General features: G+C 30.7%; 23 protein-coding genes. 17 read left to right on the forward strand and 6 right to left on the reverse strand.

Annotated elements, in window-relative coordinates; translation table 11 throughout:
* The 15 genes from C8N27_RS13560 to rfbB all read left to right on the forward strand — a co-directional run bounded on the left by C8N27_RS13560 (nucleotide 1) and on the right by rfbB (nucleotide 13,660).
* Nucleotides 1-1,083, forward strand: coding sequence for a glycosyltransferase (locus C8N27_RS13560; protein ID WP_121148084.1), 1,083 nt, complete (start codon nucleotides 1-3; stop codon nucleotides 1,081-1,083).
* Nucleotides 1,070-2,200 (forward strand): right-handed parallel beta-helix repeat-containing protein, encoded by a 1,131-nt coding sequence (locus C8N27_RS13565; protein WP_167444757.1) that lies wholly within the window; start codon nucleotides 1,070-1,072, stop codon nucleotides 2,198-2,200. Before C8N27_RS13560 ends, C8N27_RS13565 begins: the two co-directional genes overlap by 14 nt.
* Complete coding sequence (locus C8N27_RS13570) at nucleotides 2,201-3,229, forward strand: EpsG family protein (protein WP_121148090.1); 1,029 nt, start codon at nucleotides 2,201-2,203, stop codon at nucleotides 3,227-3,229.
* A 37-nt stretch (nucleotides 3,230-3,266) separates the two neighbouring features.
* Nucleotides 3,267-4,418 (forward strand): glycosyltransferase family 4 protein, encoded by a 1,152-nt coding sequence (locus C8N27_RS13575; protein WP_121148093.1) that lies wholly within the window; start codon nucleotides 3,267-3,269, stop codon nucleotides 4,416-4,418.
* A gap of 2 nt (nucleotides 4,419-4,420) precedes the next feature.
* On the forward strand, nucleotides 4,421-5,239 hold the full coding sequence (locus tag C8N27_RS13580) for an aldolase/citrate lyase family protein (protein ID WP_121148095.1): 819 nt from the start codon (nucleotides 4,421-4,423) through the stop codon (nucleotides 5,237-5,239).
* Nucleotides 5,226-5,684 carry a MaoC family dehydratase gene (locus C8N27_RS13585; RefSeq protein ID WP_121148097.1) on the forward strand — a complete coding sequence of 153 codons (459 nt, stop codon included), beginning with the start codon at nucleotides 5,226-5,228 and terminating at the stop codon, nucleotides 5,682-5,684. Before C8N27_RS13580 ends, C8N27_RS13585 begins: the two co-directional genes overlap by 14 nt.
* A 1-nt stretch (nucleotide 5,685) precedes the next feature.
* Nucleotides 5,686-6,567, forward strand: coding sequence for an HpcH/HpaI aldolase/citrate lyase family protein (locus C8N27_RS13590; RefSeq protein ID WP_121148100.1), 882 nt, complete (start codon nucleotides 5,686-5,688; stop codon nucleotides 6,565-6,567).
* Between the two features lie 2 nt (nucleotides 6,568-6,569).
* On the forward strand, nucleotides 6,570-7,235 hold the full coding sequence (locus tag C8N27_RS13595) for an LbetaH domain-containing protein (RefSeq protein WP_121148102.1): 666 nt from the start codon (nucleotides 6,570-6,572) through the stop codon (nucleotides 7,233-7,235).
* Between the two features lies 1 nt (nucleotide 7,236).
* The gene (locus C8N27_RS13600) at nucleotides 7,237-7,848 is read left to right on the forward strand and encodes a sugar transferase (RefSeq protein WP_121148104.1); all 612 of its coding nucleotides are present in this window, start codon (nucleotides 7,237-7,239) and stop codon (nucleotides 7,846-7,848) included.
* On the forward strand, nucleotides 7,849-8,859 hold the full coding sequence (locus tag C8N27_RS13605; RefSeq protein ID WP_121148107.1) for an ATP-grasp domain-containing protein: 1,011 nt from the start codon (nucleotides 7,849-7,851) through the stop codon (nucleotides 8,857-8,859).
* A 69-nt stretch (nucleotides 8,860-8,928) separates the two neighbouring features.
* Entirely contained in the window at nucleotides 8,929-10,065 is a 1,137-nt protein-coding gene (locus C8N27_RS13610) for a DegT/DnrJ/EryC1/StrS family aminotransferase (protein WP_121148110.1), read from the forward strand.
* Nucleotides 10,062-11,072 (forward strand): UDP-glucose 4-epimerase GalE, encoded by a 1,011-nt coding sequence (galE, locus tag C8N27_RS13615; RefSeq protein ID WP_121148113.1) that lies wholly within the window; start codon nucleotides 10,062-10,064, stop codon nucleotides 11,070-11,072. Before C8N27_RS13610 ends, galE begins: the two co-directional genes overlap by 4 nt.
* A gap of 77 nt (nucleotides 11,073-11,149) precedes the next feature.
* Nucleotides 11,150-12,025 (forward strand): glucose-1-phosphate thymidylyltransferase RfbA, encoded by an 876-nt coding sequence (gene rfbA, locus C8N27_RS13620; RefSeq protein WP_121148115.1) that lies wholly within the window; start codon nucleotides 11,150-11,152, stop codon nucleotides 12,023-12,025.
* A gap of 2 nt (nucleotides 12,026-12,027) precedes the next feature.
* On the forward strand, nucleotides 12,028-12,582 hold the full coding sequence (rfbC, locus tag C8N27_RS13625; protein ID WP_121148117.1) for a dTDP-4-dehydrorhamnose 3,5-epimerase: 555 nt from the start codon (nucleotides 12,028-12,030) through the stop codon (nucleotides 12,580-12,582).
* A gap of 31 nt (nucleotides 12,583-12,613) precedes the next feature.
* A complete protein-coding gene (gene rfbB / locus C8N27_RS13630) occupies nucleotides 12,614-13,660 on the forward strand; it encodes a dTDP-glucose 4,6-dehydratase (RefSeq protein ID WP_121148119.1) in 1,047 nt (348 codons plus the stop codon).
* A gap of 51 nt (nucleotides 13,661-13,711) precedes the next feature.
* On the opposite strand, the gene C8N27_RS13635 is transcribed toward rfbB, so the two are convergent.
* The 5 genes from C8N27_RS13635 to porV all read right to left on the reverse strand — a co-directional run bounded on the left by C8N27_RS13635 (nucleotide 13,712) and on the right by porV (nucleotide 20,082).
* Nucleotides 13,712-15,547 carry an amino acid ABC transporter substrate-binding protein gene (locus tag C8N27_RS13635; protein ID WP_121148123.1) on the reverse strand — a complete coding sequence of 612 codons (1,836 nt, stop codon included), beginning with the start codon at nucleotides 15,545-15,547 and terminating at the stop codon, nucleotides 13,712-13,714.
* Nucleotides 15,548-15,578: 31 nt separating this feature from the next.
* Nucleotides 15,579-17,114, reverse strand: coding sequence for a glutamine-hydrolyzing GMP synthase (gene guaA, locus C8N27_RS13640; RefSeq protein ID WP_121148125.1), 1,536 nt, complete (start codon nucleotides 17,112-17,114; stop codon nucleotides 15,579-15,581).
* Nucleotides 17,115-17,185: 71 nt separating this feature from the next.
* Nucleotides 17,186-18,250 carry a 3-oxoacyl-ACP synthase III family protein gene (locus C8N27_RS13645; protein WP_121148128.1) on the reverse strand — a complete coding sequence of 355 codons (1,065 nt, stop codon included), beginning with the start codon at nucleotides 18,248-18,250 and terminating at the stop codon, nucleotides 17,186-17,188.
* Nucleotides 18,251-18,423: 173 nt separating this feature from the next.
* Complete coding sequence (gene cdd / locus C8N27_RS13650; protein ID WP_121148130.1) at nucleotides 18,424-18,906, reverse strand: cytidine deaminase; 483 nt, start codon at nucleotides 18,904-18,906, stop codon at nucleotides 18,424-18,426.
* Nucleotides 18,907-18,987: 81 nt separating this feature from the next.
* Nucleotides 18,988-20,082, reverse strand: a complete 1,095-nt coding sequence (gene porV, locus C8N27_RS13655) for a type IX secretion system outer membrane channel protein PorV (protein ID WP_121148133.1) — start codon at nucleotides 20,080-20,082, stop codon at nucleotides 18,988-18,990.
* 374 nt (nucleotides 20,083-20,456) lie between these two features.
* Here porV and gldJ point away from each other — a divergent pair, with 374 nt between their 5' ends.
* Together gldJ and C8N27_RS13665 are read left to right on the forward strand one after the other, a co-directional pair.
* Nucleotides 20,457-22,157: a gliding motility lipoprotein GldJ gene (gene gldJ, locus C8N27_RS13660; RefSeq protein WP_121148135.1), complete on the forward strand. Its 1,701-nt coding sequence runs from the start codon at nucleotides 20,457-20,459 to the stop codon at nucleotides 22,155-22,157.
* 64 nt (nucleotides 22,158-22,221) lie between these two features.
* Nucleotides 22,222-23,475 carry a UDP-N-acetylmuramoyl-tripeptide--D-alanyl-D-alanine ligase gene (locus C8N27_RS13665; RefSeq protein ID WP_121148138.1) on the forward strand — a complete coding sequence of 418 codons (1,254 nt, stop codon included), beginning with the start codon at nucleotides 22,222-22,224 and terminating at the stop codon, nucleotides 23,473-23,475.
* Here C8N27_RS13665 and C8N27_RS13670 read toward each other — a convergent pair.
* Nucleotides 23,472-24,323 carry an N-acetylglucosamine kinase gene (locus C8N27_RS13670; RefSeq protein ID WP_121148140.1) on the reverse strand — a complete coding sequence of 284 codons (852 nt, stop codon included), beginning with the start codon at nucleotides 24,321-24,323 and terminating at the stop codon, nucleotides 23,472-23,474. The two genes, C8N27_RS13665 and C8N27_RS13670, sit on opposite strands and share 4 nt — an antisense overlap.
* Between the last annotated feature and the right edge of the window lie 76 nt (nucleotides 24,324-24,399).

Below are 24,399 nucleotides of genomic sequence, written 5' to 3' on the forward strand. Positions count from 1 at the left end.
ATGAGAATACTGCATGTAATTTCCTCATTAAATACAGGAGGGGCAGAGAAGTTAATTGTAGATAGCATTCCTGAATATCAAAAAAAGAAATTGTCAGTAGATGTACTAGTCTTAAAAGATGATAAAACTGAGTTTAGATCTCAATTAGAGGCTAGAACAAATGGTACTGTTACTGGATTAACAAGAGGATCTGTTTATAATCCTTTTTTAATTATTAAGATTATTCCTTTTTTAAAACAGTATAGTTTGATACATGTACATTTATTTCCTGCTTTATATTGGGTAGTCTTTGCGAAAATTTTATCCTTCAGTAAAAAGCCAATTGTTTATACAGAACATAGTACAGAAAATAGAAGAAGGGGAAATAAATTATTTAAAAAAATTGACAAGTACATTTATTCTAAATTAGATTTTATAGGATGTATCTCACAAGCCACTTATCAAAATTTACAAGGATACCTAAAAAGAGACGATAACAGGTTGAAGGTTATTGAAAATGGGATAAACTTGAATGATTTTCAAAAAAAAAGATATCAAAAAAAGTATAGTTTTTTTGACAAAGAAAACTTTGTTCTTATTCAGGTGTCAAGTTTTAGAGAACAAAAAGATCAACAAACATTGATAAAAGCGTTAACAAAATTACCTGAAAGTATAAAGTTGTTACTGGTTGGGGATGGAGAATTAAGAAAGGAAAGAGAAAAACAAGTATTTAAGTTAGGACTAAAAGATAGAGTTTTTTTTACGGGAAAGAGATATGATATCCCCGAATTATATAGTTATTCAGATGTAGCTATATTGTCATCTAATTATGAGGGGTTTGGCTTAGCAATAGTTGAGGGAATGGCATCAAAAAAACCTGTAATTGCATCTAGTGTTGATGGATTAAGAGAAATAGTAGAAGGATATGGCCTTTTATTTGAGAAAGGTAATAGTGATTCATTAGCTGAAAAAATACTAAAATTATATGAAAACAAAACTTTTTATAAAGAAGTGGCAGAAAAATGTTATCATAGATCAAATAATTTTTCAATAGAAACAATGGTGAAAAAATATATAAATGTATATAAGAATGAAACTTATTAAAAAACAATTTTCTGAAAAAAGAATAATGTTTTTTTTGTTTTTTTTCGTGTCGACATACTTTTTTGGACAACGTTATTCATATAAAGAGATTAATAATGTACCTGATTTTGTACAAAAATTTAAAGAGAAAAAAGAGTTTAAGAAGAATTTAAGGTTAGGGGAATTTGTAAAAGCAGTTAATTATTTACCAAAGAACTATGTAAAGAATGGGACAATTGATTATACTCACAATTTACAAAAAGCAATTGATGAAAACTTAAATGTTATAATGCCCAACTTTCCTATACTGATAAACGATTTTGGTTTGGATATAAGAGATAACCAAAACATTCTTTTCAAAAAAAAATCAAGATTAATTTTAAAGGCATCTTCAAAAAAAAAGTACGAAGTTATTAGAATTCATAATCGAAAAGATGTTAAAATTTTCTCCCCGAAAATAATTGGAGATAGAGATAGACATATAGGGGGCAATGGAGAATGGGGAATGGGAATTTCGATTAGAGGATCACATAATGTTAAAATAATAAATGCTAACATAAGTAAATGCTGGGGAGATGGAGTTTATATTGGGACATTGGCTCGAAAAGGTAGCAGTAACATACTTTTAAGTTACGGTTTAATTGACAAAAATAGAAGGAATGGGATATCTGTAATAAATGTAAAGGGGTTAATAATACACAATATCATTGTTTCTAATACAAAAGGAACAAATCCACAAGCAGGAATAGATTTAGAGCCTAATAATAACAATGAAGAATTAAAAGATATTTTGATAGATAACGTTTATACTTTTAATAATTTTAATCAAGGAATTTTTTTTTGCTTAAATCAACTAAATGGAAATGAAAATCATGTTAATATTAGAGTAAAAAATCATATGGACAATAGCTCAAAAGTAGCCTTAGGGTTAATGAATTTAATACCTGAGAAATATTCTTTATTACCAGTAGTTACAGGAAGTTTAGAGATTGAAAATATACGAGGAATAAATAACACTACAGACTTAAGAGTGTTTAAGAACTCTAACTTTGAAAAAATTAAAGTGATAGTTAAAAAAAGCGTAAAGGAAGGTGAATTTAAAATAAAAGGAACTACTAAAAATATTATAATAAAGTAAATGCAAAAAAATAAATTTAATAAGTTTATCAAGCTTTTTTATAGTTTATCTATAGCTTTTATATATGGTTCATGGCTATCTTCATTACCATCTTTTCTCTTTAAGGATAGAGGAAACTACTTAATATATGCAACTTATTCAACAGATATTTTAGAAGATATAGGAGCAAAAGGATATCTTTTTTTTGAACCTCTTTTTTTATTGATAAACAAAGCTTTATTATTACTTTTCAGTGATCCTAGATTAACAATTGACTTAATTGTTTTTTTTATTTCTTTTTCTGTTTGTTTTTTTTGTTTTTATAGAAGTAAAAATTTTTTAATAGCAATATTAACCATATTTTTTCTTTTTGTGCAAGCTCAGTCTTTAGGAATGCAATTAGTAACAATAAGGCAAGGGTTAGGTTTGTCATTTATGATATTATTAATACCTCTTTTTAAAAAAAGAAGCCAAGTATTGATACTCTTACTAATTTTAGGGTTAATACATAACTCTTTTTATATTTTAACCTTGTTTTATAGCATATATTTAATTGTATTTTTTAAATTTAAGTGGAGTTACTATACTAAGTTAATAATATTTTATTCGTTTGGACTGCTTTTCTCTTTTACGTTTATGATGGCATTACAAATGATACAAGCTAAACAGAGTTATGAAGGATTTCAATTTTCTTCAGGAGGGGGAGCTTTCTTATTATGGTTAATTGTATTTTTTTATTTGTTATTTTTTAAAAGAAAAAAGAAAGAAGATGTTTTTTTTAATGAGATTGCTTTTGAGTTAGCAATAATAGGTTTGGTTATATATACTACAGGGTATTTTTTAACTCCTATATCAGGTCGAATCATCGGAAGTTTTATACCATTTATAGTTTTATCTTTATTAAAAGATTTTAATGTAAAAGATTTCTTTTTTTTCCTATTTATAGGACTTGTAAATATATATTTATATGATTTAGGAGCCTTTGAAGGTTTTTTAAGAGTTCCTCTAGATGTTTTTCAAAAGAAACTTTTTGGCGGTATGTGTGTTTAAAAACTATTTTTCTTCTCAAAAATAACTAAATAATTATATGGAAAAAATAAAACTATTTCGAGTAACGACAGTCCCGCAATCTTTAAGAGGGTTATTGAAAGGTCAATTAAAGTTTATGACTCAAAATGGATATCAAGTAATAGGTGTTTCTAGTAAAGGAAAAGCATTAGAAGATGTAAGTGAAAATCAAGGGGTAGATACTGTTGCAATAGAAATGACACGTACGATTTCTCCATTTAAGGATTTAAAAGCTTTAATTCAGTTGATAAAACTTTTTCGTAAAGAAAAACCAGAAATAGTTCATACCCATACGCCAAAAGCAGGTTTGCTTGGAATGTTAGCTGCTAAAATTACAAATGTACCACACCGCTTACATACAGTTGCAGGTATGCCTTTAATAGTAGCAAAAGGCACAAAACGTCAGATATTAAATCAAGCAGAAAAGTTAACTTATGCTTGTGCGACAAAGGTATACCCAAACTCCTATGGACTTAAAAAAATTATTTTAAAAGAAAGATTTACTTCTCCAAAAAAAATAAAAGTTATAGGAAAAGGAAGTTCCAATGGTATAGATACTACTCAATTTGACCCTACATTAATCTCAGAAGAGATGAAGAGCGGAATAAGAAATAGCTTGGGAATAAAGGGTGATGATTTTGTTTTTTTATTTGTAGGTAGAGTAGTAGGAGATAAAGGAATAAATGAGCTTGTGCAAGCTTTTAACAATATTTATAGTAAAAAAACAAATACACATTTGCTTCTGGTAGGAAGTTTCGAAAAACATCTCGACCCATTAAAACATGAAGTAGAAGATTTGATAAATAATCATTCAAACATACATGCTGTAGGCTATAAAACAAATGTAATTGATTATTTTGCAATGGCAAATGTATTAACTTTTCCAAGTTACCGCGAAGGATTTCCAAACGTTGTAATGCAAGCAGCAGCTATGCAGTTAAATTGTATCGTTTCAGATATTAACGGTTGTAACGAAATTATTAATCATGGAGAAAATGGATTGATTGTTCCTGTAAAAAATGTTGAGAAATTACAAGAGAGTATGGAGTGGTGTTTAGTTAATAAAAGAGAGTCAGGTAAAATGGGGTTGAAGAGTAGAGAAATTATGCAGACTAACTATGAGAGAAGGTATGTTTGGAGTGAAATATTAAAAGAATATAAATCTTTATAAAAATGGAAAGCTATTTTTTTGTTCCAGGTACACGATTGCATAAAATACAGGATATTAAAAACCTTGGGGTAACTGATATTATTATTGATTTAGAAGATGCAGTAAAATTTTCTGAACGATTAGATTTATTGAATAACCTTATAAAAGATGATTCTCTAAGACAATATTATGTGAGAGTTCCGTTATATGATGACGAAGAAAAATTAGATGTATCTTTATTAAAAAAATTAATAGCGTCAGGGTTTACAAAATTTGTTTTCCCTAAAATAGAAGGTAAAAAGCATTTTAAAAAGATAGTTAAAGGTTTAAATAGTGATGTTATTAAAATCATTATTCTTGTTGAAACATCAAGGCTTTTTCTTGAGATAAAAGATATTTTATTTGATTATAAAGAGTTTTTAACTGGACTTGGTATTGGGAGTCATGATTTAATGGCAGAAATAGGAGGGATTCATAATTTACAAAACTTAGAATTTTTAAGACAGCATCTTTTACTCTATGCTCGTTCTGTAAATGTTTTAGCAATAGACATTGCTTCAATGGAATTAAAAAATAAAACCGACTTTCAAAATGAAATTTTAGACGGAGTAAAAAAAGGCTATGATGCTAAATTTTATATTCATCCATGGCAATTAGAGCAGTTAAAAGAACTGAATTTATATTCAAAAGATGAATTTGAATGGGCAAAAAGAATTAAGAAAGAACTGAGTAAAGTTTTAAACGAAAAAGAATTTTCTCCAACAGTAATAGAAGGTCAAATTATTGAAAGACCACATTTAAAAAAAGTTAATAAAATTTTAAAATATTATGAGAACAAGTAATTTAGGAAACTATTTTGAAGATTTTAACGTTGGGGAAACAATCAATCACTCTTTAACAAAAACAATCTTTGAAAGTGATAATAACTTTTTTAGCTTACTTACAATGAATCACCACCCGGTTCATTTAAGCTTAGAACATGTTAAAGATCATCAACACGGACAAATCCTTGTAGTTGGAACATTGGTTTTTAGTTTGGTTGTTGGAATAACAGTACCAGATATTAGTGGAAAAGCTATCGCTAATTTAGAATACGAAAGTGTAAATCATATAGGACCTGTTTTTGTTAACGATACGATTAGCGCAAAAACAACGGTATTAGATAAACGTGAGTCTAAGTCCAAAAACGACAGAGGTATTGTATATGTTGAAACAATAGCATATAACCAGTATAATAAACCTGTTTTAAGTTTTAGAAGAAAAGTATTAATTCCTAAAAAAAAATAAAATGAGTGACTATTTAATGAGAAGTTTGTTGTTTGTTCCTGCTCATAACAAAAAGTTAATGGATAGTGCTATAAAAACTAATACAGATATTTTACTTTTTGATATAGAAGATTCAGTACAGCCTTTGGAAAACAAACAAAAGGCACGTGATTTGGTAAGGAAAATGGTTAGTGAAGGTGCTTTTAAAGAAAAAGTAATATTCCCAAGAATAAATGATAGAGAAAGCGGACAGTTGCTAAAAGATGTAAATCAATTAACTATTGATGGAATATCTGGATTTATGTATCCAAAAGCAAAAAAAGGAGAAGATATCTATTTTTTTGATAAACTGCTTGAAACAATAGAATACGAAAAAGGAATACCAGTAGGAACGTTTAAAATAATCCCTTTAATAGAAACAGCTTCAGCTGTTTTGAATGCACAAGATATCTGCAATGCTTCTTCAAGAGTAATTGCTATAGCCTACGGTTCAGAAGACTTTATTGCTGATTTAGAAGGGCAGCATGATTTGGATCATGAAAGTCTATTTGTGCCTAGAAATATGATTGCAATGGCAGCAAGAGCTTGTAAAGTAATACCTATTGATACAGTTCATGTAAGAGTTAAAGATTTAGAAGATTTAGAGAAAAATCTTATTCTATCCAAAAAATTAGGGTATGAAGGGATGCTTTGTTTAAATCCATTAGAACTTCCTTTGGTTCATAGGTATTTTTCTCCATCAGAACAAGATATTAAAGAAGCAAAAGAAATTTTAAAATTAGATAAAGAAGCAAGGGAAAACAATCAAGGAGTAGCTATTATGAATGGTAAATTTATAGGACCTCCTTTTGTGTTAAAAGCAAATAAAATTTTAGAAAAATATAAGAAAATACAGAATAAATAGAGATGAATAAAAAAGTGATAATCTTTGGTGGTATTGGAGCAGCTTCTACTATAGGAATGGCTATTGCAGATGCTAACAAAGAAGGATATACAGAATATATAATGTCAGGATATTTAAATGATATGGAAACCCATGAAAATATAGATGGACTTCCTATTCTGGGTGGAAAACAAGATATTAAAAGGTTATTAGATGAAGGATATTATTTTATAAATACAGTTTATAAGATTGATGGGCAAAAAGATCGTGAAAAATTATTTGAATCATTGAATATTCCTTTGAATAGATTAGCTACTTTTATTAGTCCTAAAGCGTATGTTGCTTCAAATGTAAAGTTAGGAGCAGGCAGTGTAGTAATGCCTAATGCTTCTATCTCAGCAGGGGTTGAAACAGGTATCTGTTGTAGGATAATGTCTGGTGCCTTAGTAGGACATGATAATAAAATAGGTAATCATGCTTTTTTTGCTGGTAACTGTACTGTTGGTTCGCATTTAGAAATTGGAGATTTTGCTTATTTTGGTTTGAATTCTACTATAGGAGGTAAGCTAAAAATAGGTAAATTTAGTGTTATAGGGATGGGGTCTGTAGTAACTAAAAATGTAGAAAATTATTCTATTGTCACAGGAACACCAGCTAAACATAAACGATACGTAAAAGATAAAGAATAATATGTATAAAAATAAATTTAAAAGGTTTTTTGATTTTATAGGAGCTTTATTGTTTTTACTTCTTTTTTTTCCTGTTTATATAATTTTGATAGTGTTTTTGTTTTTTTATTATAAAGGGACCCCTTTTTTTACACAAAAAAGACCAGGACTTAATAATCAAATTTTTCATGTCATTAAGTTTAAGTCAATGATTGATGCTTTTGATAAAGAAGGAAACCCTCTACCAAATAAAGATAGAATTACGAGGGTAGGTAGATTTCTAAGAAAAACATCTTTAGATGAAATCCCTCAAATTTTTAATATTATAAAAGGAGATATGTCTTTTGTAGGACCAAGACCTTTGTTCGAGTCTTATTTAGATTTTTATACAAAAAGAGAGTTAGAAAGGCATAGTGTAAGACCAGGCGTAACAGGGTTAGCTCAGGTTAATGGAAGAAATTTTTTAGAATGGAATGATCGATTGGCTCTTGATGTCAAATACGCTAAGAATGTAAGTTTTATAATGGACGTAAAAATACTTTACTTAACTTTTTTAAAAGTACTTAAGAGTCAAGATATTTCAGTAGTTCCTAGTATGACACCTTTATATAAAGTTAGAGAAAAAAGAAAATAAATGAATATACTTTTTACATGTGCAGGTAGAAGAAACTACCTAATCAACTATTTTAAAGAAGCACTGAAAGGAACAGGAAAAGTCTTTGCTACAGATATGCAACTCACAGCTCCTGCTTTAGTAGATGCAGATGTAGCCATTATAGTTCCAGCAATCTATAATGATGACTATATACCATCACTTTTAAAAATTGTGAAAGAAAATCAAATAAATTGTGTTATTTCTTTAAATGATTTAGAATTACCTATTTTAAGTGAGGCTAAAACTAAAATAGAAAACTTAGGAGCCAAAGTTATTGTATCTGATAAAGATGTCATTAAGATTTCCTTTGATAAATGGGAGACAGTAAAATTTTTAGAAAATATAGGGTTAAAGTCACCAAAAACCTTTATTGATATCAATGAAGCTAAAAAAGCTCTGGAAACTGGAGAATTGGACTTTCCACTGGTCATAAAACCTAGGTGGGGAAGCGCTTCAATAGGTATAGATTTTCCTGAAGATTTAGAGGAGTTAGAGCTTGCTTATAAGCTACAAACTATACGTTTAAAACGTACTATTCTTGCAGAAGCAAGTATGGAAGATATAGAGCACGCGATTTTAATTCAAGAAAAAATTTCTGGAAAAGAATATGGGATGGATGTATTGAATGATTTTAATAATGATTATGTTGGTACTTTTGTACGTGAAAAAATACAAATGCGATCAGGAGAAACAGATAAAGCTAAATCTATAATAGATAATCGTTTTGAGATTATTGGTAAGTTACTAGGTACAGCTTTAAAACATATTGGAAATCTTGATTGTGATATTTTCGAATATGAAGGAGAATTATATGTTTTAGAGTTAAATCCACGTTTCGGAGGAGGGTATCCATTTTCTCATGAAGCGGGAAATAATACAGCGGCAATTTTTATTGAATGGTTAAAAGGAAGTAATGATATAAGTTCATTTTCAAATTATAAGTCAGGTGTAATGTTTTCTAAATGTGATAGATTACTTAAAGTTAATTAAATTACAAAACATAAATAAAGTTATTGGTCATTAGAGTGAAAGATTATCCTAGTAAATAAAAGAAGTAAAATGAAAGAAAAAATATGGCTTTCCTCACCACATATGGGCGGAGGGGAACAAAAATATGTGCAAGAAGCATTTGATACTAATTGGGTTGCTCCTTTAGGACCAAATGTAAACGGTTTTGAACAAGATTTAGAGGAGTATGTTGGAGAAAATTCAAAAGTAGCTTGCTTAGCTTCTGGTACTTCGGCTTTGCATTTAGCATTGATTTTAGCAGGAGTAACTAACGGAGATGAGGTGTTGTGTCAAAGTATGACCTTTTCTGCATCGGCAAATCCAATTACTTACCAAGGAGCAGTTCCTGTTTTTATAGATAGTGAAGAAGAAACTTGGAACATCTGTCCAAAGGTATTGGAAGAGGCTATTGAAGATAGAATAGCTAAAGGGAAAAAACCAAAAGCAATTATTGTGGTGCATTTATATGGAATGCCAGCTAAAATGGATGAAATTCTTACTCTTTCAAAAAAATATGAGATTACTTTAATTGAAGACGCAGCTGAAGCATTAGGATCAACTTACAAAGGTCAAAAATGTGGTACATTTGGAGATTTAGGTATTTTATCATTTAATGGAAATAAAATAATCACAACTTCTGGTGGTGGTGCTTTGGTATGTAAGAGTGAAGAAGATAAACAAAAAGCCATCTTTTTAGCTACCCAAGCACGTGATAATGCTCCTCATTATCAACACTCATACATAGGGTACAATTATCGTATGAGTAATATTGTGGCAGGTATAGGCCGTGGTCAAATGGAAGTGTTAGATAAACATATAAATTTAAGGAGAGTTAATAACCAATTCTATCAAGAGTTATTCAAAGGTATAGAAGGAATCTCTGTACTTATAGAACCAAGATCAGAATACTTTTCAAATCACTGGTTAAGTACTGTAATTATTGAAGAAATAAAAGCAGGTTTTTCAAGGGAAGAGTTACGGTTAGCATTAGAAAAAGAGAATATAGAGTCTCGTCCGTTATGGAAACCCATGCACTTACAGCCCGTTTTTGAAGACTGTAAATATTACGGAAGGAATGTCTCAGAAAAATTATTTGAAGACGGATTATGTTTACCTTCAGGTTCTAATTTAAGTGATGAAGACAGAGTACGAATAAAAGAGGTAATTTTGAAAATGATTAGGGAATGAAAAAAATATTAGTCACAGGAGGTTTAGGTTTTATAGGATCGCATGTAGTGGTAGAACTGCAAAAAGCAGGTTTTAAGGTGGTAATTATTGATGATTTATCAAACTCTAAAATAGAAGTATTAGAGCAAATTACCGAGATTACTGAAATTAAACCTGAATTCCATCAAATAGATCTACGAGATAAGAAAATAGTACATAATTTTTTCAATGAAAATGTAATTGAAGGAGTGATACACTTTGCGGCTTTTAAAGCGGTTGGGGAAAGTGTTCAAAAACCTCTAGACTATTACGAAAACAACATTAATGCCTTAGTGTACTTGTTACAAGAAATGAAAGGTCGAAACATCGACCATTTTATATTTAGTTCGTCATGTACGGTGTATGGTCAAGCAGATGAACTGCCTATCACAGAAGATGCACCGGTAAAGATTGCTGAATCTCCTTATGGGAATACCAAGCAAATTGGAGAAGAAATTATAAAAGATAGTTGTAAAGCGTACGACATGAATGCTATAGCTTTACGATACTTCAACCCAATAGGAGCACATAAATCTGTAAAAATTGGAGAGTTACCATTAGGTGTTCCGCAAAATTTAATTCCGTTTATTACACAAACAGCTGCTGGTATCCGAGAAGAACTAGCTGTTTTTGGAGATGATTACCCAACACCAGATGGTACCGCCATTCGTGATTATATTCATGTAGTAGACCTTGCAAAAGCACATGTGAAAGCTTTACAACGTTTGCTAGACAAACAAAATAAAGAGAATTTTGAGTTTTTCAATGTAGGAACAGGTAAAGGAAGTTCTGTAATGGAGATTATAAAGACTTTTGAAGAAGTTACTCAACAATCGTTAAATTCTAAAATAGTAGCAAGAAGAGAAGGAGATATCACAGCAGCTTACGCTGATACTACAAAGGCTAATGAAATTTTAGGTTGGAAACCTCAAGAAACATTAGAAGAAGCATTGCTTTCCGCTTGGAAATGGCAACAAAAACAAGAATAAAATAGAAATAAAGCTCAGGTTTTTCCTGAGCTTTATTTTTTCTATAAATTAGCATACTCGTAAATAACATTTATTAAATGAAAGGAATCATATTAGCAGGTGGATCAGGAACACGTTTATATCCGATTACCAAAGGAGTATCAAAACAGTTGCTTCCGGTATATGATAAGCCTATGATTTATTACCCGTTATCGGTATTGATGTTAGCAGGAATTAAAGAAATATTGATTATTTCTACTCCAGATGATTTACCCAGTTTTCAAAAGTTATTAGGAGATGGAAGTGACCTAGGAATTTATCTTAGTTATGCAGAGCAGCCATCTCCAGATGGGTTAGCACAAGCATTTATTATTGGTGAGGAGTTTATAGGAAATGATAATGTTTGCTTGATTTTAGGGGATAATATTTTTTATGGCCACGGATTGCCTGAAATGTTACAATCTGCAATTCAAAATATAAAAGAGAACAATAAAGCAACTGTTTTTGGGTATAATGTAAAAGACCCTCAACGTTACGGAGTAGTAGATTTTGATACTAACGGAAATGCAATTTCTATCATAGAAAAACCCAAAGAACCAAACTCTAATTATGCAGTGGTTGGCTTGTATTTTTATCCGAACAATGTGATTCAAGTAGCTAAAAATGTACAACCATCTCAAAGAGGAGAATTAGAAATTACTTCGGTAAACCAGCATTATTTGGAAAACGAACAGCTAAAGGTTGAGTTAATGGGGCGTGGCTATGCATGGTTAGATACCGGAACACATGATTCTTTATTAGAAGCTAGTCAGTTTATAGAAACGATAGAGAAACGTCAAGGGTTAAAGGTGGCTTGTATAGAAGAAATAGCGCTGTATATGGGCTATATTAATATAGAGCAAGTAAAAAAGTTAGCAGAGCCTTTACAAAAAAACAGTTATGGACAATATTTGTTAAAACTAGCAAAAGAATAGTAATGATTTTTACGAAAACAGAGATTCCAGAAGTTGTAATTATTGAACCGAAAGTTTTTGGAGATCAAAGAGGACATTTCTTTGAATCATTCAATCAAAAGGAATTTGAAGAACATATCGAACAGATACACTTTGTGCAGGATAACGAATCAAAATCCACTTTTGGAGCTTTACGAGGACTGCATTTTCAAAAACCACCTTTTGCTCAAGCTAAACTAGTGCGTTGTATTCAAGGAAAAGTATTAGATGTAGTTGTGGATGTCCGAAAAGATTCACCAAGTTATGGTAAGCATATCACCGTAGAATTATCCGAAGAAAATAAAAAGCAACTATTTATACCGAGAGGGTTTGCACATGGGTTTGTTACTTTATCTAAAGAAGCCATTTTTGCATATAAAGTAGATAATTGGTATGCACCAGAATACGATTCTGGAATTATTTGGAATGATACTACTTTGAATATTGATTGGAAAATTAATTCAGAAGAGGCAATACTTTCTCCAAAAGACCAACAACTTTCAACTCTTAAAGAGCTAGAAACTCCATTTATTTATTAGTAAATTTGAAAAGTTTATATAGTAAACTTTTATGAGGAACATATTAATTACTGGAGGAGCGGGGTTTATTGGCTCGCATGTGGTACGTTTGTTTATAAACAACTATCCTGATTATAATATCATCAATTTAGACCTTCTAACATATGCTGGAAATTTAGAAAATTTAAAAGATATTGAAGGTAAATCTAATTACACCTTTGTAAAGGCGGATATTTGTGATTATGATGCTGTAGCTGATATTTTTTCAAAATACAAGATAGATGGAGTAATTCATTTAGCAGCTGAATCGCATGTAGATCGCTCTATAAAAGATCCTTTTTCTTTTGCCAGAACTAATGTGATGGGAACGTTGAGTTTATTACAGGTAGCTAAAAGCTATTGGGAAGACAATTTTGAAAACAAGTTGTTTTACCATGTGTCTACCGATGAGGTTTATGGTTCTTTGAATAAGGAAGGGTATTTTACTGAAACAACAGCTTACGACCCACATTCTCCTTATTCAGCATCGAAAGCATCTTCTGATCATTTTGTAAGAGCTTTTTTTGATACCTATGGTTTACCAATAGTAATTTCTAACTGCTCTAACAACTATGGAGCTAATCAGTTTCCAGAGAAATTGATTCCATTATTTATCAATAACATCTGTAATAACAAACCTTTACCGGTGTATGGTAGAGGAGAAAATGTGAGAGATTGGTTGTATGTGGAAGACCATGCTAAGGCAATTGATGTTATTTTTCACAAAGGAAAATTAGGAGATACATATAACATTGGAGGTTTTAATGAATGGAAGAATATTGATTTAATTAAGGTGGTTATAAAAACAGTAGATAAGCTATTAGGAAGAGAGGAAGGAACTTCAGAGAAACTAATTACTTATGTAAAAGACAGAGCTGGACATGATTATAGGTATGCTATAGATTCATCAAAACTCAAAAATGAATTAGGCTGGGAACCGTCTTTACAATTTGAGGAAGGTATAAAAAAAACAGTAAAATGGTATTTGGAAAATAATGAATGGATTAATCGTGTAACAAGTGGAGAGTACCAAAAATATTATAAAGAAATGTATGAATAATAAAAAAGCCAAAACTTTTAGTTTTGGCTTTTTTATTTATGAGATAGAGATTTATCTAAGTCTAATTAAGCTTAAATCTCGATTGTATTTAACAATAAATAACCCTTGATTTCCAGAACTACCAAATATTTTTTTATGATAATCAAATTTGTTTTCGACACGTAAAGAGACTCCTTTTTTAAAAGTATCGGAAAGTTGATATCCAGAAGCTAAACGCATTAAAATATCATATGTAATATCAAAGCCTTTGATAGCATAATCTGAAGGAATGGTATTATTTTTTTGTAAGTATTTGTTATTAAAATCTTTCGTTTCTATAGCATCTTCATCAGAATAAGTGTTAGAAACATAAGTGAAATTAATGTTGGCAAGCTTATTATTGTCAATTTTATCATAAGCACTACCTTTATTAGTTGCGAATACTTGAACTATAGTTTCATCAGGCAGGCTTATCATACTATTTAGGGCGTCAGCAACCACTACATTATCTTCAGAAGCAAAAATCACCCAATTATGTCTTTTAGAAGACATTTTGCTAGTAAAACGGTCTCTTTTTATGTAGCCTTTTTCTGGTTTTAAAACATGTATGTTATTAATACTATCATGTTTTTTTAGCTCAGAAATAATTTTAGAAACTCTCGTATTAGTTTCTTTTTGATCATCACTTACAATAAAAATTTCTTGGTCTTTATAGCTGTCTTTTAAATAAGAAGCTAAATAACTCACATAATTATTTTTCTCAGGAGAAGTTTTAACTAATTTAGAAGAAGAAAACTTACTTTGTTTATTAGAGTAATGAGGAAAAACTACAGGAGCGTTTACATCGCGAGCAACAACTTCTGCTTTATCAGAGTAAAAAGGACCAATAACTACATCGGTATTTTCTAGTTTTTTGTCTTTTAATATAGTAGTTATATTTTTCCCTCTGTTTCCTGTATCAAAAACATTAACATTTACTTGTACTCCTTGCTTTTTAATAGAGTCAATAGCTATCTCTGCCCCAAGATAAAAGTCAGTAACCATATTTGCTAATTGGTTTCCTTCAAAAATATCTTTACTGGATTGAGAGTTATACTCGTCAGCTTTAAATGGAAGTAAAATAGCAAGGTTTATAGAAGTGTCAGTTTCAATAGAATCTTTATAAAAAGTATAATTTTCTTTTTTACTTACTTCTTCAATGGGTTTAATTTTTAATAATTGACCTATAGATAATTTATTATCAGCTAAATCTGGATATTCAGGATTCAAACGTAATAAATCTTCTTTGGATACATTGTAGAAACGAGTTAAACTATACATAGTTTCTTTACTCTTTACAGTATGCGTTAAGAACTTTTCTAAAACTTTTTCTTTATCAATAGTAATAGTTTTCTTGATTTCCTTAACCTTTAATACCTGACCTATACTTAAATTATTACTTTGAATATTAGTGTATTCAGGATTAAATTTAATTAAGTCATCTTTGGTAATACCGTACTGTTTTGTAATACGATACACAGTTTCTCCTTTTTGAACTTCGTGAGTCTCATATTCAACAATTGTTTGTTTAAAAACAGTATCATCTTCATTAGTTTCAGGAGTTGTATCCTCAACATCATTAGTATCAGTAGTATCTACAGTTTCTTCTTCAGGAGAAGAAGTAGTAGATGAAGAAGTATTCTTTTTAATTTTAGGATTAGGTATTACAATTACCGTGTTTGCATCTGGACGTCTTCCAACATCTGGATTTAAACGTAATAAATCTTTTGTTTTCATGTCTAAGCGATCCGCAACGTCTCGCATCGTTTCTCCTTCTTGGATTTTGTAAGATACGTAACGCTTTTGCTGACCACAAGAAACGGTAAAAGTTAAAATACAAACTAATAGTAAAAACTGTAATTTCTTCATCTACTCTTTTTTTGAAATTAATAATGGATTTTTATTCCCATTCAATTGTTGCTGGTGGTTTAGAGCTAATATCGTATACAACTCTATTCACACCTTTTACATTATTTATTATTTTATTTGATGTTTTTTGTAAAAACTCATATGGTAAATTAACCCAATCTGCTGTCATACCATCGGTACTTTCTACTGCCCTTAGAGCAACTACCTTTTCGTAGGTCCTTTCATCTCCCATAACTCCAACAGAATTTACTGGTAATAAAATAGCACCTGCTTGCCATACTTTGTCATACAATCCGCTCTCTTTTAACCCGTTGATGAATACAGCATCTACTTCTTGCAAAATACGAACTTTTTCTGCTGTGATATCACCTAAAATCCTGATAGCTAAACCAGGACCTGGAAATGGGTGACGACCTAATAATTCTTTATCAATTCCCATAGAAGCACCAACTCGACGTACTTCATCTTTAAAAATCATACGTAAAGGCTCAACAACTTTCAATTTCATGAAATCAGGTAAACCACCTACATTGTGATGACTTTTAATAGTAGCTGAAGGACCTCCGTTAACTGAAACTGATTCTATTACATCAGGATATATTGTTCCTTGTGCTAACCATTTAGCATCTTCTATTTGGTGTGCTTCATCATCAAAAACATCAATAAAAACCTTACCAATAGCTTTACGTTTTGCTTCTGGGTCACTTAATCCAGCTAGTTCGTCCAAAAAACGTGCCGAAGCATCCACTCCTTTAACGTTTAACCCCATACCTTCGTATTGTTTTAATACATCGGTAAATTCATTTTTACGTAACAATCCGTTGTTTACGAAAATACAGTGTAAATTACTTCCAATTGCTTTGTGTAATAAAACTGCAGCTACGGTAGAATCTACTCCTCCAGATAAACCTAAAACAACTTTGTCATTACCGATCTTAGCTTTTAATTCAGCTACAGTTTCGTCAACAAATGAATCTGGTGTCCATGTTTGAGCTACCCCAGCTATATTAACTAAAAAGTTTTGTAATAATTGTTTACCATCTGTAGAATGATATACTTCTGGGTGAAATTGGATCGCATAAGTAGTCTCTCCATCAATCTTGTATGCTGCATTTTGTACATCATGAGTACTTGCTAATAATGTTCCTCCAGTAGGTAACTCTTTAATTGTGTCTGAATGACTCATCCAAACTTGACTTCCTTCAGAAATATCTTTAAAGAATTCTTCTCCTTCTTTAATAAAAGATAAGTTAGCTCTACCATACTCACGAGTATTAGAAGGAGCTACTAAACCACCTGAAAAATGAGCTAAATATTGAGCTCCATAGCATACAGCTAATAAAGGTTTTTTACCTCTAATTTCAGATAAATCAGGATGTGGAGCTTCTTCTGAACGAACTGAAGATGGACTTCCTGAAAGGATTACAGCTTTAAAATCGTTTAAATTTTGTGGTATTTTGTTGTAAGGGTGAATTTCACAATAAATATTTAATTCTCTTACACGGCGCGCAATTAACTGTGTGTATTGCGATCCGAAATCTAATATAAGTACGTTGTGTTGTTGCATGCGCAAAAATAGTACTTAGATTTTATATTTGCGAGAATATTTAGTAAGAAATTAAAGAGTTTTTTTAACTATTAAATCTTATAAACTATGGCATTAATATTCATTCCAGCACCTACTGATGCTAAAATAATAACATCTCCTTTTTTTACTTCTTGGTTTTCAATATTTCCTTTTAAAACTAAATCGAGTAGGGTAGGTACGGTTGCTACTGAACTATTTCCTAATTTGTGGATACTCATTGGCATTATACCTTCAGGAACAGGTTTTTTGTATAATCGATAAAAGCGTTTAATAATAGCTTCATCCATTTTTTCATTGGCCTGATGGATAAATATTTTTTTTACGTCATTAATGCTTACACCACTTTTATCTAAAGCAGTTTGCATTGCTTTAGGTACATTAGTTAAAGCGAACTCATATATTTTTCGTCCGTGCATTTTAATATAACGTACATCTTTGTCTTTATTTTTATCATTTGAGTTTCCAAAGAATAAATAATAAGCTTCCTCTTTAGTAAAGGTTTGTGAAGCATGACTAAGAATACCACTGTCGTTTTTGTCTGTAGCTTCCACGATACAAGCACCAGCGCCATCACTGTAAATCATAGAATCACGATCGTTCATGTCTACAACTCTTGATAGTGTTTCGCCTCCAATAACTAAACATTTTTTTGCTATACCAGCTTTTATAAAGGCTTGTGCCTGAATAACACCTTCGATCCAACCAGGACAACCAAACAAAATATCATACGCTACACAATTCGGATTCTCAATCTGTAATAAATGCTTTACACGAGTAGCTAAGCTGGGAAGAATATCACTTTGAATAGCATTTATTTTAACGTCTCCAAAATTATGAGCAAAAATGATGTAGTCTAATTCTTCTGGATTAATCTTAGCATCTTCAATTGCTTTTTTTGCAGCAAAAAAACCAAGGTCTGAAGCTTTATATTCAGGTTTAGCATAACGACGCTCTTCGATACCAGTTATTGATTTAAATTTATCAATAATTACAGAGTTAGAATTATCAAAGGAAGTTCCATCAGCATTTAAAAAGAAACTGTCATTAAACTTACTATTTTCTTTTTTGATTGAAGGAATAAAGGCTCCTGTTCCTGTAATTACTGATGATTTCATTCGAGATACTAATTTTTAAATGTTGGATAGTTACAAATAAAGCATTTTTATTGACGATAATTACTTTATAGACAGTCATTTTTTTAGAATTATGATATTCTTAAAAAATAAACTATGTTTTGTTTTATTATAAAAAACAAATAGGTTTTTTTATGATTTTAATGTTGTAAATGTTACAAATAGGAGCTATCAAAAGAAAAAGGCAGTAAAGATAGTAAGGACTCAGTTTTCACAATTTTACCAACTTCTCCCATAAAAATAATTTCAATAGGTTGTTGTTGGTTTATTTCATATTCTGATAATGTTTGACGGCATGCTCCACAAGGTCCAACAGGTTTATCCACTGTAGAGTTTTCAGAGGCTGCTGTTATTGCTATTTTTTTGACCTTCATATCAGGGAATTCAGAACCAGCTTTCCAAATAGCAACTCGCTCTGCACACATACCAGAAGGGTATGCAGCGCTCTCTTGATTATTACCTAAAACAATTTCCCCATTATCAAGCAATATAGCAGCACCAACATTAAATTTTGAGTAAGGGGCGTAAGCTTTCTGTCTTGCTTCAACAGCTTTTTCCATTAAAAAGGCATCTTCGGTTGATAATTGTGAAATATCATCAAATAAAGTAGCAATAGTGGTTACATCAATTTTCTTCATCGTAAATAAATTAGTCAAAAAAAGCAGTCGGTTAGACTGCTTTTGTATTCTGATACGAATTTATGAAAAAAATACTGGTTTTTAATAAACTTCATAAAGTTCTCCTAAATCAAATGATAAAGAAAAACGTAATGTATTCTCTAAAGGATTATTTACTGCTGCTGTATTTACTAAATAAGATAAATCTAAAGTAAAAGCCCTTGCAGTAAACCCAGTACCTAAAGTAAAGTACTGACGTTGTCCTTTCTCCTCACTTTCGTGAAAATAACCAGCTCTAAGAGCAAAGGCATTGTTGTATAAGTATTCGGCTCCTAAAGCCCAAGTAGTTTCTTGTAATTCTTCACTAAAGCTTCTATCTCCTAAAGAAGTGAACATTCCTTCAAACCAACCTCTTTCAGAGTTAGGACTAGATGGAACTAATAATTTTGTGAATTCTAAGTTAAGTCCTAAAATATTCTTATCATCAAAAATAAAATCAAAACCACCCCCAACTTTAGCGTTTGTTGGAATAAAGTTAGGAACACCAGGACTGTATTCAACTTTTGGACCTATGTTAGATATGTTAAAACCTAATCTGTAGCGTCCGTTAAAGCTTCCATAGTTATCTTCTTTAGATTGATAATAACCAGAAACATCAACAGCAAAAGAGTTAACGGCATCTAAATTAGAGTCGTTACTTCTTATTTTGTAGTTTGAATGGATGTACTTTAAACCAATTCCCATAGAAAAAGTTTCACTTAGTTTTAATGAATAAATTCCTGTGATAGCTAATTCATTAGGATTTTCTATCCCATTAGAAGTACCACTGTCATTTGTTAAAGCTACTTCTCCAAGAGAAAAATACTTTAAATCAACTCCCCAAGCTGATTTTTCACTATACCTATTAACGTAAGAACCTCCACCAACAAAAATATCGTCAGTTAAGTTTCTAAGCCAAGGAGTATAGTTAAGTCCTATGCTTATTTTGTTTTGATTAAATGCAGTTTTTGCAGGGTTATGAAAGATAGAAAAGGCATCTGAAGATGTAGCAACTCCAATATCCCCCATACCACCAGCACGAGCATCAGGTGTAATCAATAAAAAAGGCATTGCCGTTGTATTTATTGATGTTTGGGCTTGCGCTTTATTTTGAAGGGTAAAGCACACAAAAAATAATACGATTGATAATTTTTTCATGTAAAATTTGATTAATTGTTTAGCAAATATATAATTTTTCTTGGGGGAGTATACAACTAATAACTTTTTTTGGACTTCTTGTAATACTAAACTTAAAAGTTTATTTATTAGTTTAATAAGGTAACGGTATTACTAAGATATTATTATGTATACTATTAGATTTAGGAAGAAATTTATTTTTTACCACTAAAAATATTAAACTTTAACAGCCTATATTTTAATCTTTTTCTTAGATTCGTAATACTAAAGTATAAAAACTGTCGTTTGTAATCTTGCATAGACAAGGTTACTAAATGTGAATTTATAGATAAATTAGTTGTAAGAAATTAGAAATATTGTAAATTGCGACACCCTTAAAAAACAGTTAAAAATACATGAAAAGTACGTTGAAATTATTTAGTTTATTAGCGATCACTGGTTTATTAATTACTTCTTGTAAGAGTAATGGAGCTAGATCGGGTAAGTCTTCATTAACTGGTTGGAACTTTAATGATCCTAATTATGGAGGTTATTTGAAGGGAGAGTACAAAGAAGGTAAAAATGTGCCGCCAGGAATGGTTCATATAGAAGGAGGTACCTTTACTATGGGATTAGTACAAGATGATGTTATGTTTGATTGGAATACAACTCCTCAAAAAATGCATGTTCGTACTTTTTACATGGATGAAACAGAGGTGACTAATGCAGAGTATGGGTTATTTATGCAGTATACTAAAGATGTATTCCCTCCAGAAGATCCGCAGTTTAAAAATATTTATCCATCAATATTACCAGATACATTAGTATGGAGAAAAGGTTTAGGTAATACAAACTTATTATCTGAAAGTTATTTAAGACATCCTTCGTATGCGGAATATCCTGTTGTTGGGGTTAGCTGGATACAAGCCAATAAATATTGTAAGTGGCGTACTAATGCTGTTAACTTAAAGATATTAATGGACAAAGGAGTTATAAAAAACATCTTTAAGGAAGATTCAATAAGCTTTAAAGGTGAAAATAACTTTGATACTGATACATATTTAACAGATCCTTATTCCATTTTTGATGGAGATTCTACAATCTATAAAAAAGGTATCCCAGTACCAAGATCTAAAGGAGAGCCTAAACCAGAAAAAGGAGCTTTTACGGGAAGACAAGTAACTTCTTCTGATGGTATATTATCTCAGAAATTTAGATTACCAACTGAAGTAGAGTGGGAGTATGCAGCAAAGTCTATTTTTGAAAACCGTGAGTATAATAATATTAGAGGTAGAAAGAAGTATGCTTGGAGTGGAAAATATACTCGTGATAGAGATAAAAGAAGAAGAGGAGATCAGTTAGCTAACTTTAAGCAAGGTAAAGGAGACTATAGTGGTATTGCTGGTTGGAGTAGTGACGGATCAGATATTCCTAATGCTGTTAAAAGTTATCCTCCTAATGCCTTTGGTTTATATGATATGTCTGGTAACGTATCTGAATGGGTACAAGATGTATATCGACCAATTATTGATTCAGAAGCAAATGACTTTAACTACTTTAGAGGTAATATTTTTACTAAAAAATTAATTAACGAAGAAGGTAAAGTTGTTATTGTTGGTGATGGAGAAGTAGAGTATGATACTTTAGAAAACGGTAGAATTGTACCTAAAGATTTACCAGGAAGTGTTAAGTATATTCCAATTACTAAAGAAGATACTTACATGAGAAGAAACTATAACTTAGCTAATAACTCTAGTTTAGGCGATGGAGACCAAGCTTCTTCTAAGTTCTACGGATTAGATAAAGATCAATTAGACCGTACTACAAGAATGTATAATTCTCCACAAAAACCAGAAGCAGAAGTAGATACTTTAGGAAACGTTGTAAACAACTATAAGTATGACGATAAGAGAAGAACTACATTAATAAGTGATAAATCTAGAGTTTATAAAGGTGGTTCTTGGGCTGATAGAGAATATTGGTTAGATCCAGCACAAAGAAGATATTTCCCAGAATATATGGCAACGAACTATATAGGGTTTAGATGTGCTACTGATAAAATGGGACCAATGGTTTTAAACAAAAGAAAAACCGCTACACCAGATAAAGTGAAATAATAATTGAACCTAAAATTATATAAGAACCTCATTGAATCTCAATGAGGTTTTTTATTTTTACAATATGAAGATAGAAGATTTATACAAGCTGTATATCGCTCATGGTTTAGTAGATACAGATACTAGAAGTATTAGAAAAAACACACTTTTTTTTGCTTTAAAAGGAGAAAACTTTAATGGAAATAAGTTTGCAGAAGAAGCTATTAATAAAGGTGCTAGTTATGCAGTAATTGATGAAGTTGAGTATGAAACTTCAGAAAAACTAATTTTGGTTAAAGATGTTCTAGAAACACTTCAAGAACTAGCAAATTATCATAGGAATCAATTGAAAATTCCTATAATTGCTTTAACAGGAAGTAATGGAAAAACAACTACAAAAGAACTTATAAATGCAGTCCTATCAACAAAGTATAAAACAACAGCTACTTTAGGTAACTTAAACAATCATATTGGTGTACCATTAACCTTATTGTCAATGAATAAAGATACAGAGATAGGTATTGTTGAAATGGGAGCCAATCATGCAAAAGAAATTGATTTTTTATCAAGAATAGCGAATCCTGATTATGGTTATATAACAAACTTCGGGAGTGCGCATTTAGAAGGTTTTGGTTCTTTAGATGGTGTGGTAAAAGCTAAATCTGAATTGTATGATTTTTTAAGAGCTCATAATAAAAAAGTTTTTGTCAATCCTACAGATGAAAAGCAAGTAGAAAGAACAGAAGGTATAGAGACAATTACTTTTGAAGAAAGTATAAAGTTTATAGAAGCGAATCCATTTGTAAAACTTTCTTATAAAAATATAGATGTTTTAAGTAACTTAATAGGAGCTTACAATTTTGCTAATATATCAGCAGCAATAACTATTGGAAACTACTTTAACGTGTCATTAGAGCAAATAAAAAATGCTATTGAGAATTATGTTCCTTCTAATAATAGATCTCAGGTAATAAATACTGAAACTAATAAAGTAATTTTAGATGCATACAATGCTAACCCTACAAGTATGAAAGCTGCTTTAGAAAGTTTTAGTAAACTACATGGTAATAATAAAATAATAATTTTAGGAGATATGTTTGAGCTTGGAGAATATAGTTCAAAAGAGCATCAAAACATAGTAGATATGATTGAAAAACTAGACTTGAATAAAGCTTTTCTTATAGGGGATAATTTTTATAAGACAATTACTGAGTGTAAAAAGTTTAAGAACTTTTATGAGTTTGAAGATTATGTAAAGAATAACCCAATAGAAAATAGTACAATTTTAGTTAAGGGTTCAAGAGGGATGGCTCTTGAAAGAATTGTAGAGTCTTTTTAAAATGAATGATTTCGATGAAAATCGACTAAGTTATCAATTGGGCGTTGAATAACATCTGTAACGATTAAGTTGTTTTTTAAAGCAACTTTTTCTAATATATCCTGAAAGTAATAAGCTATTGATCCGATAAAGTAAATTGGGGTTTGTTTGTCTTTTTTAAACGGAAGAATACGATACTTAAAAAATTCTTGAACCCCTTTTTTAATCATTTTTCTGATATACTTTTCACCTTTATACTCTAGCATAAATTTAGCAAATGAAGCCAAGTACATATTTGGGTAAGGCTTTCTATACAGATTCATTTTTACGGTATCTGTATCAAGTTCGAATGAAGTTTTGAAAGCCGAAGCAATTCTTTTAGGCATTTTATCGTAGTAAAAATCACGTAATAATTGTTTACCAAAATAATTTCCACTAGCTTCATCCATAATAGTATAACCTAATGAAGGAGCTGTAGTAGTTATGTTTTTGCCATCGTAATAACAACTATTTGATCCAGTTCCTAAAATGCAGACAATCCCAGGTTTGTTACCTGTACTAGCATAAACAGCAGCTAAAGTATCTTCTGAAACAAATACTGTAGCTTTTTTAAAAATAGACTTTAGAACATTTTGTAAACTTTCTGCAGCTTTAGGACTTCCACAACCAGCTCCATAAAAATGAATCTGTAGAGTGTCATTTTGTACTTTTAATAGGTCGTCAGCACTATCGATAGTGCTAAGCATTTCGTGTTCTGTAAGAACCGATGGATTTAAGCCTAGTGTAGTTGTTCTAAAAACTTCTTTTTTAGTATCGTCAAGAGCAATCCAATCAGCTTTAGTAGAGCCACCATCGGCAATTAAAATCATTTCTTATGTTTTTATAAGTCAAATATATGCTATCAAAGTGAAATGACCATTATTTAATTTTTGAAAAACAAAAAGG

Origin of the sequence: Tenacibaculum discolor, assembly GCF_003664185.1 — a bacterium.
GTDB lineage: Bacteria > Bacteroidota > Bacteroidia > Flavobacteriales > Flavobacteriaceae > Polaribacter > Polaribacter discolor.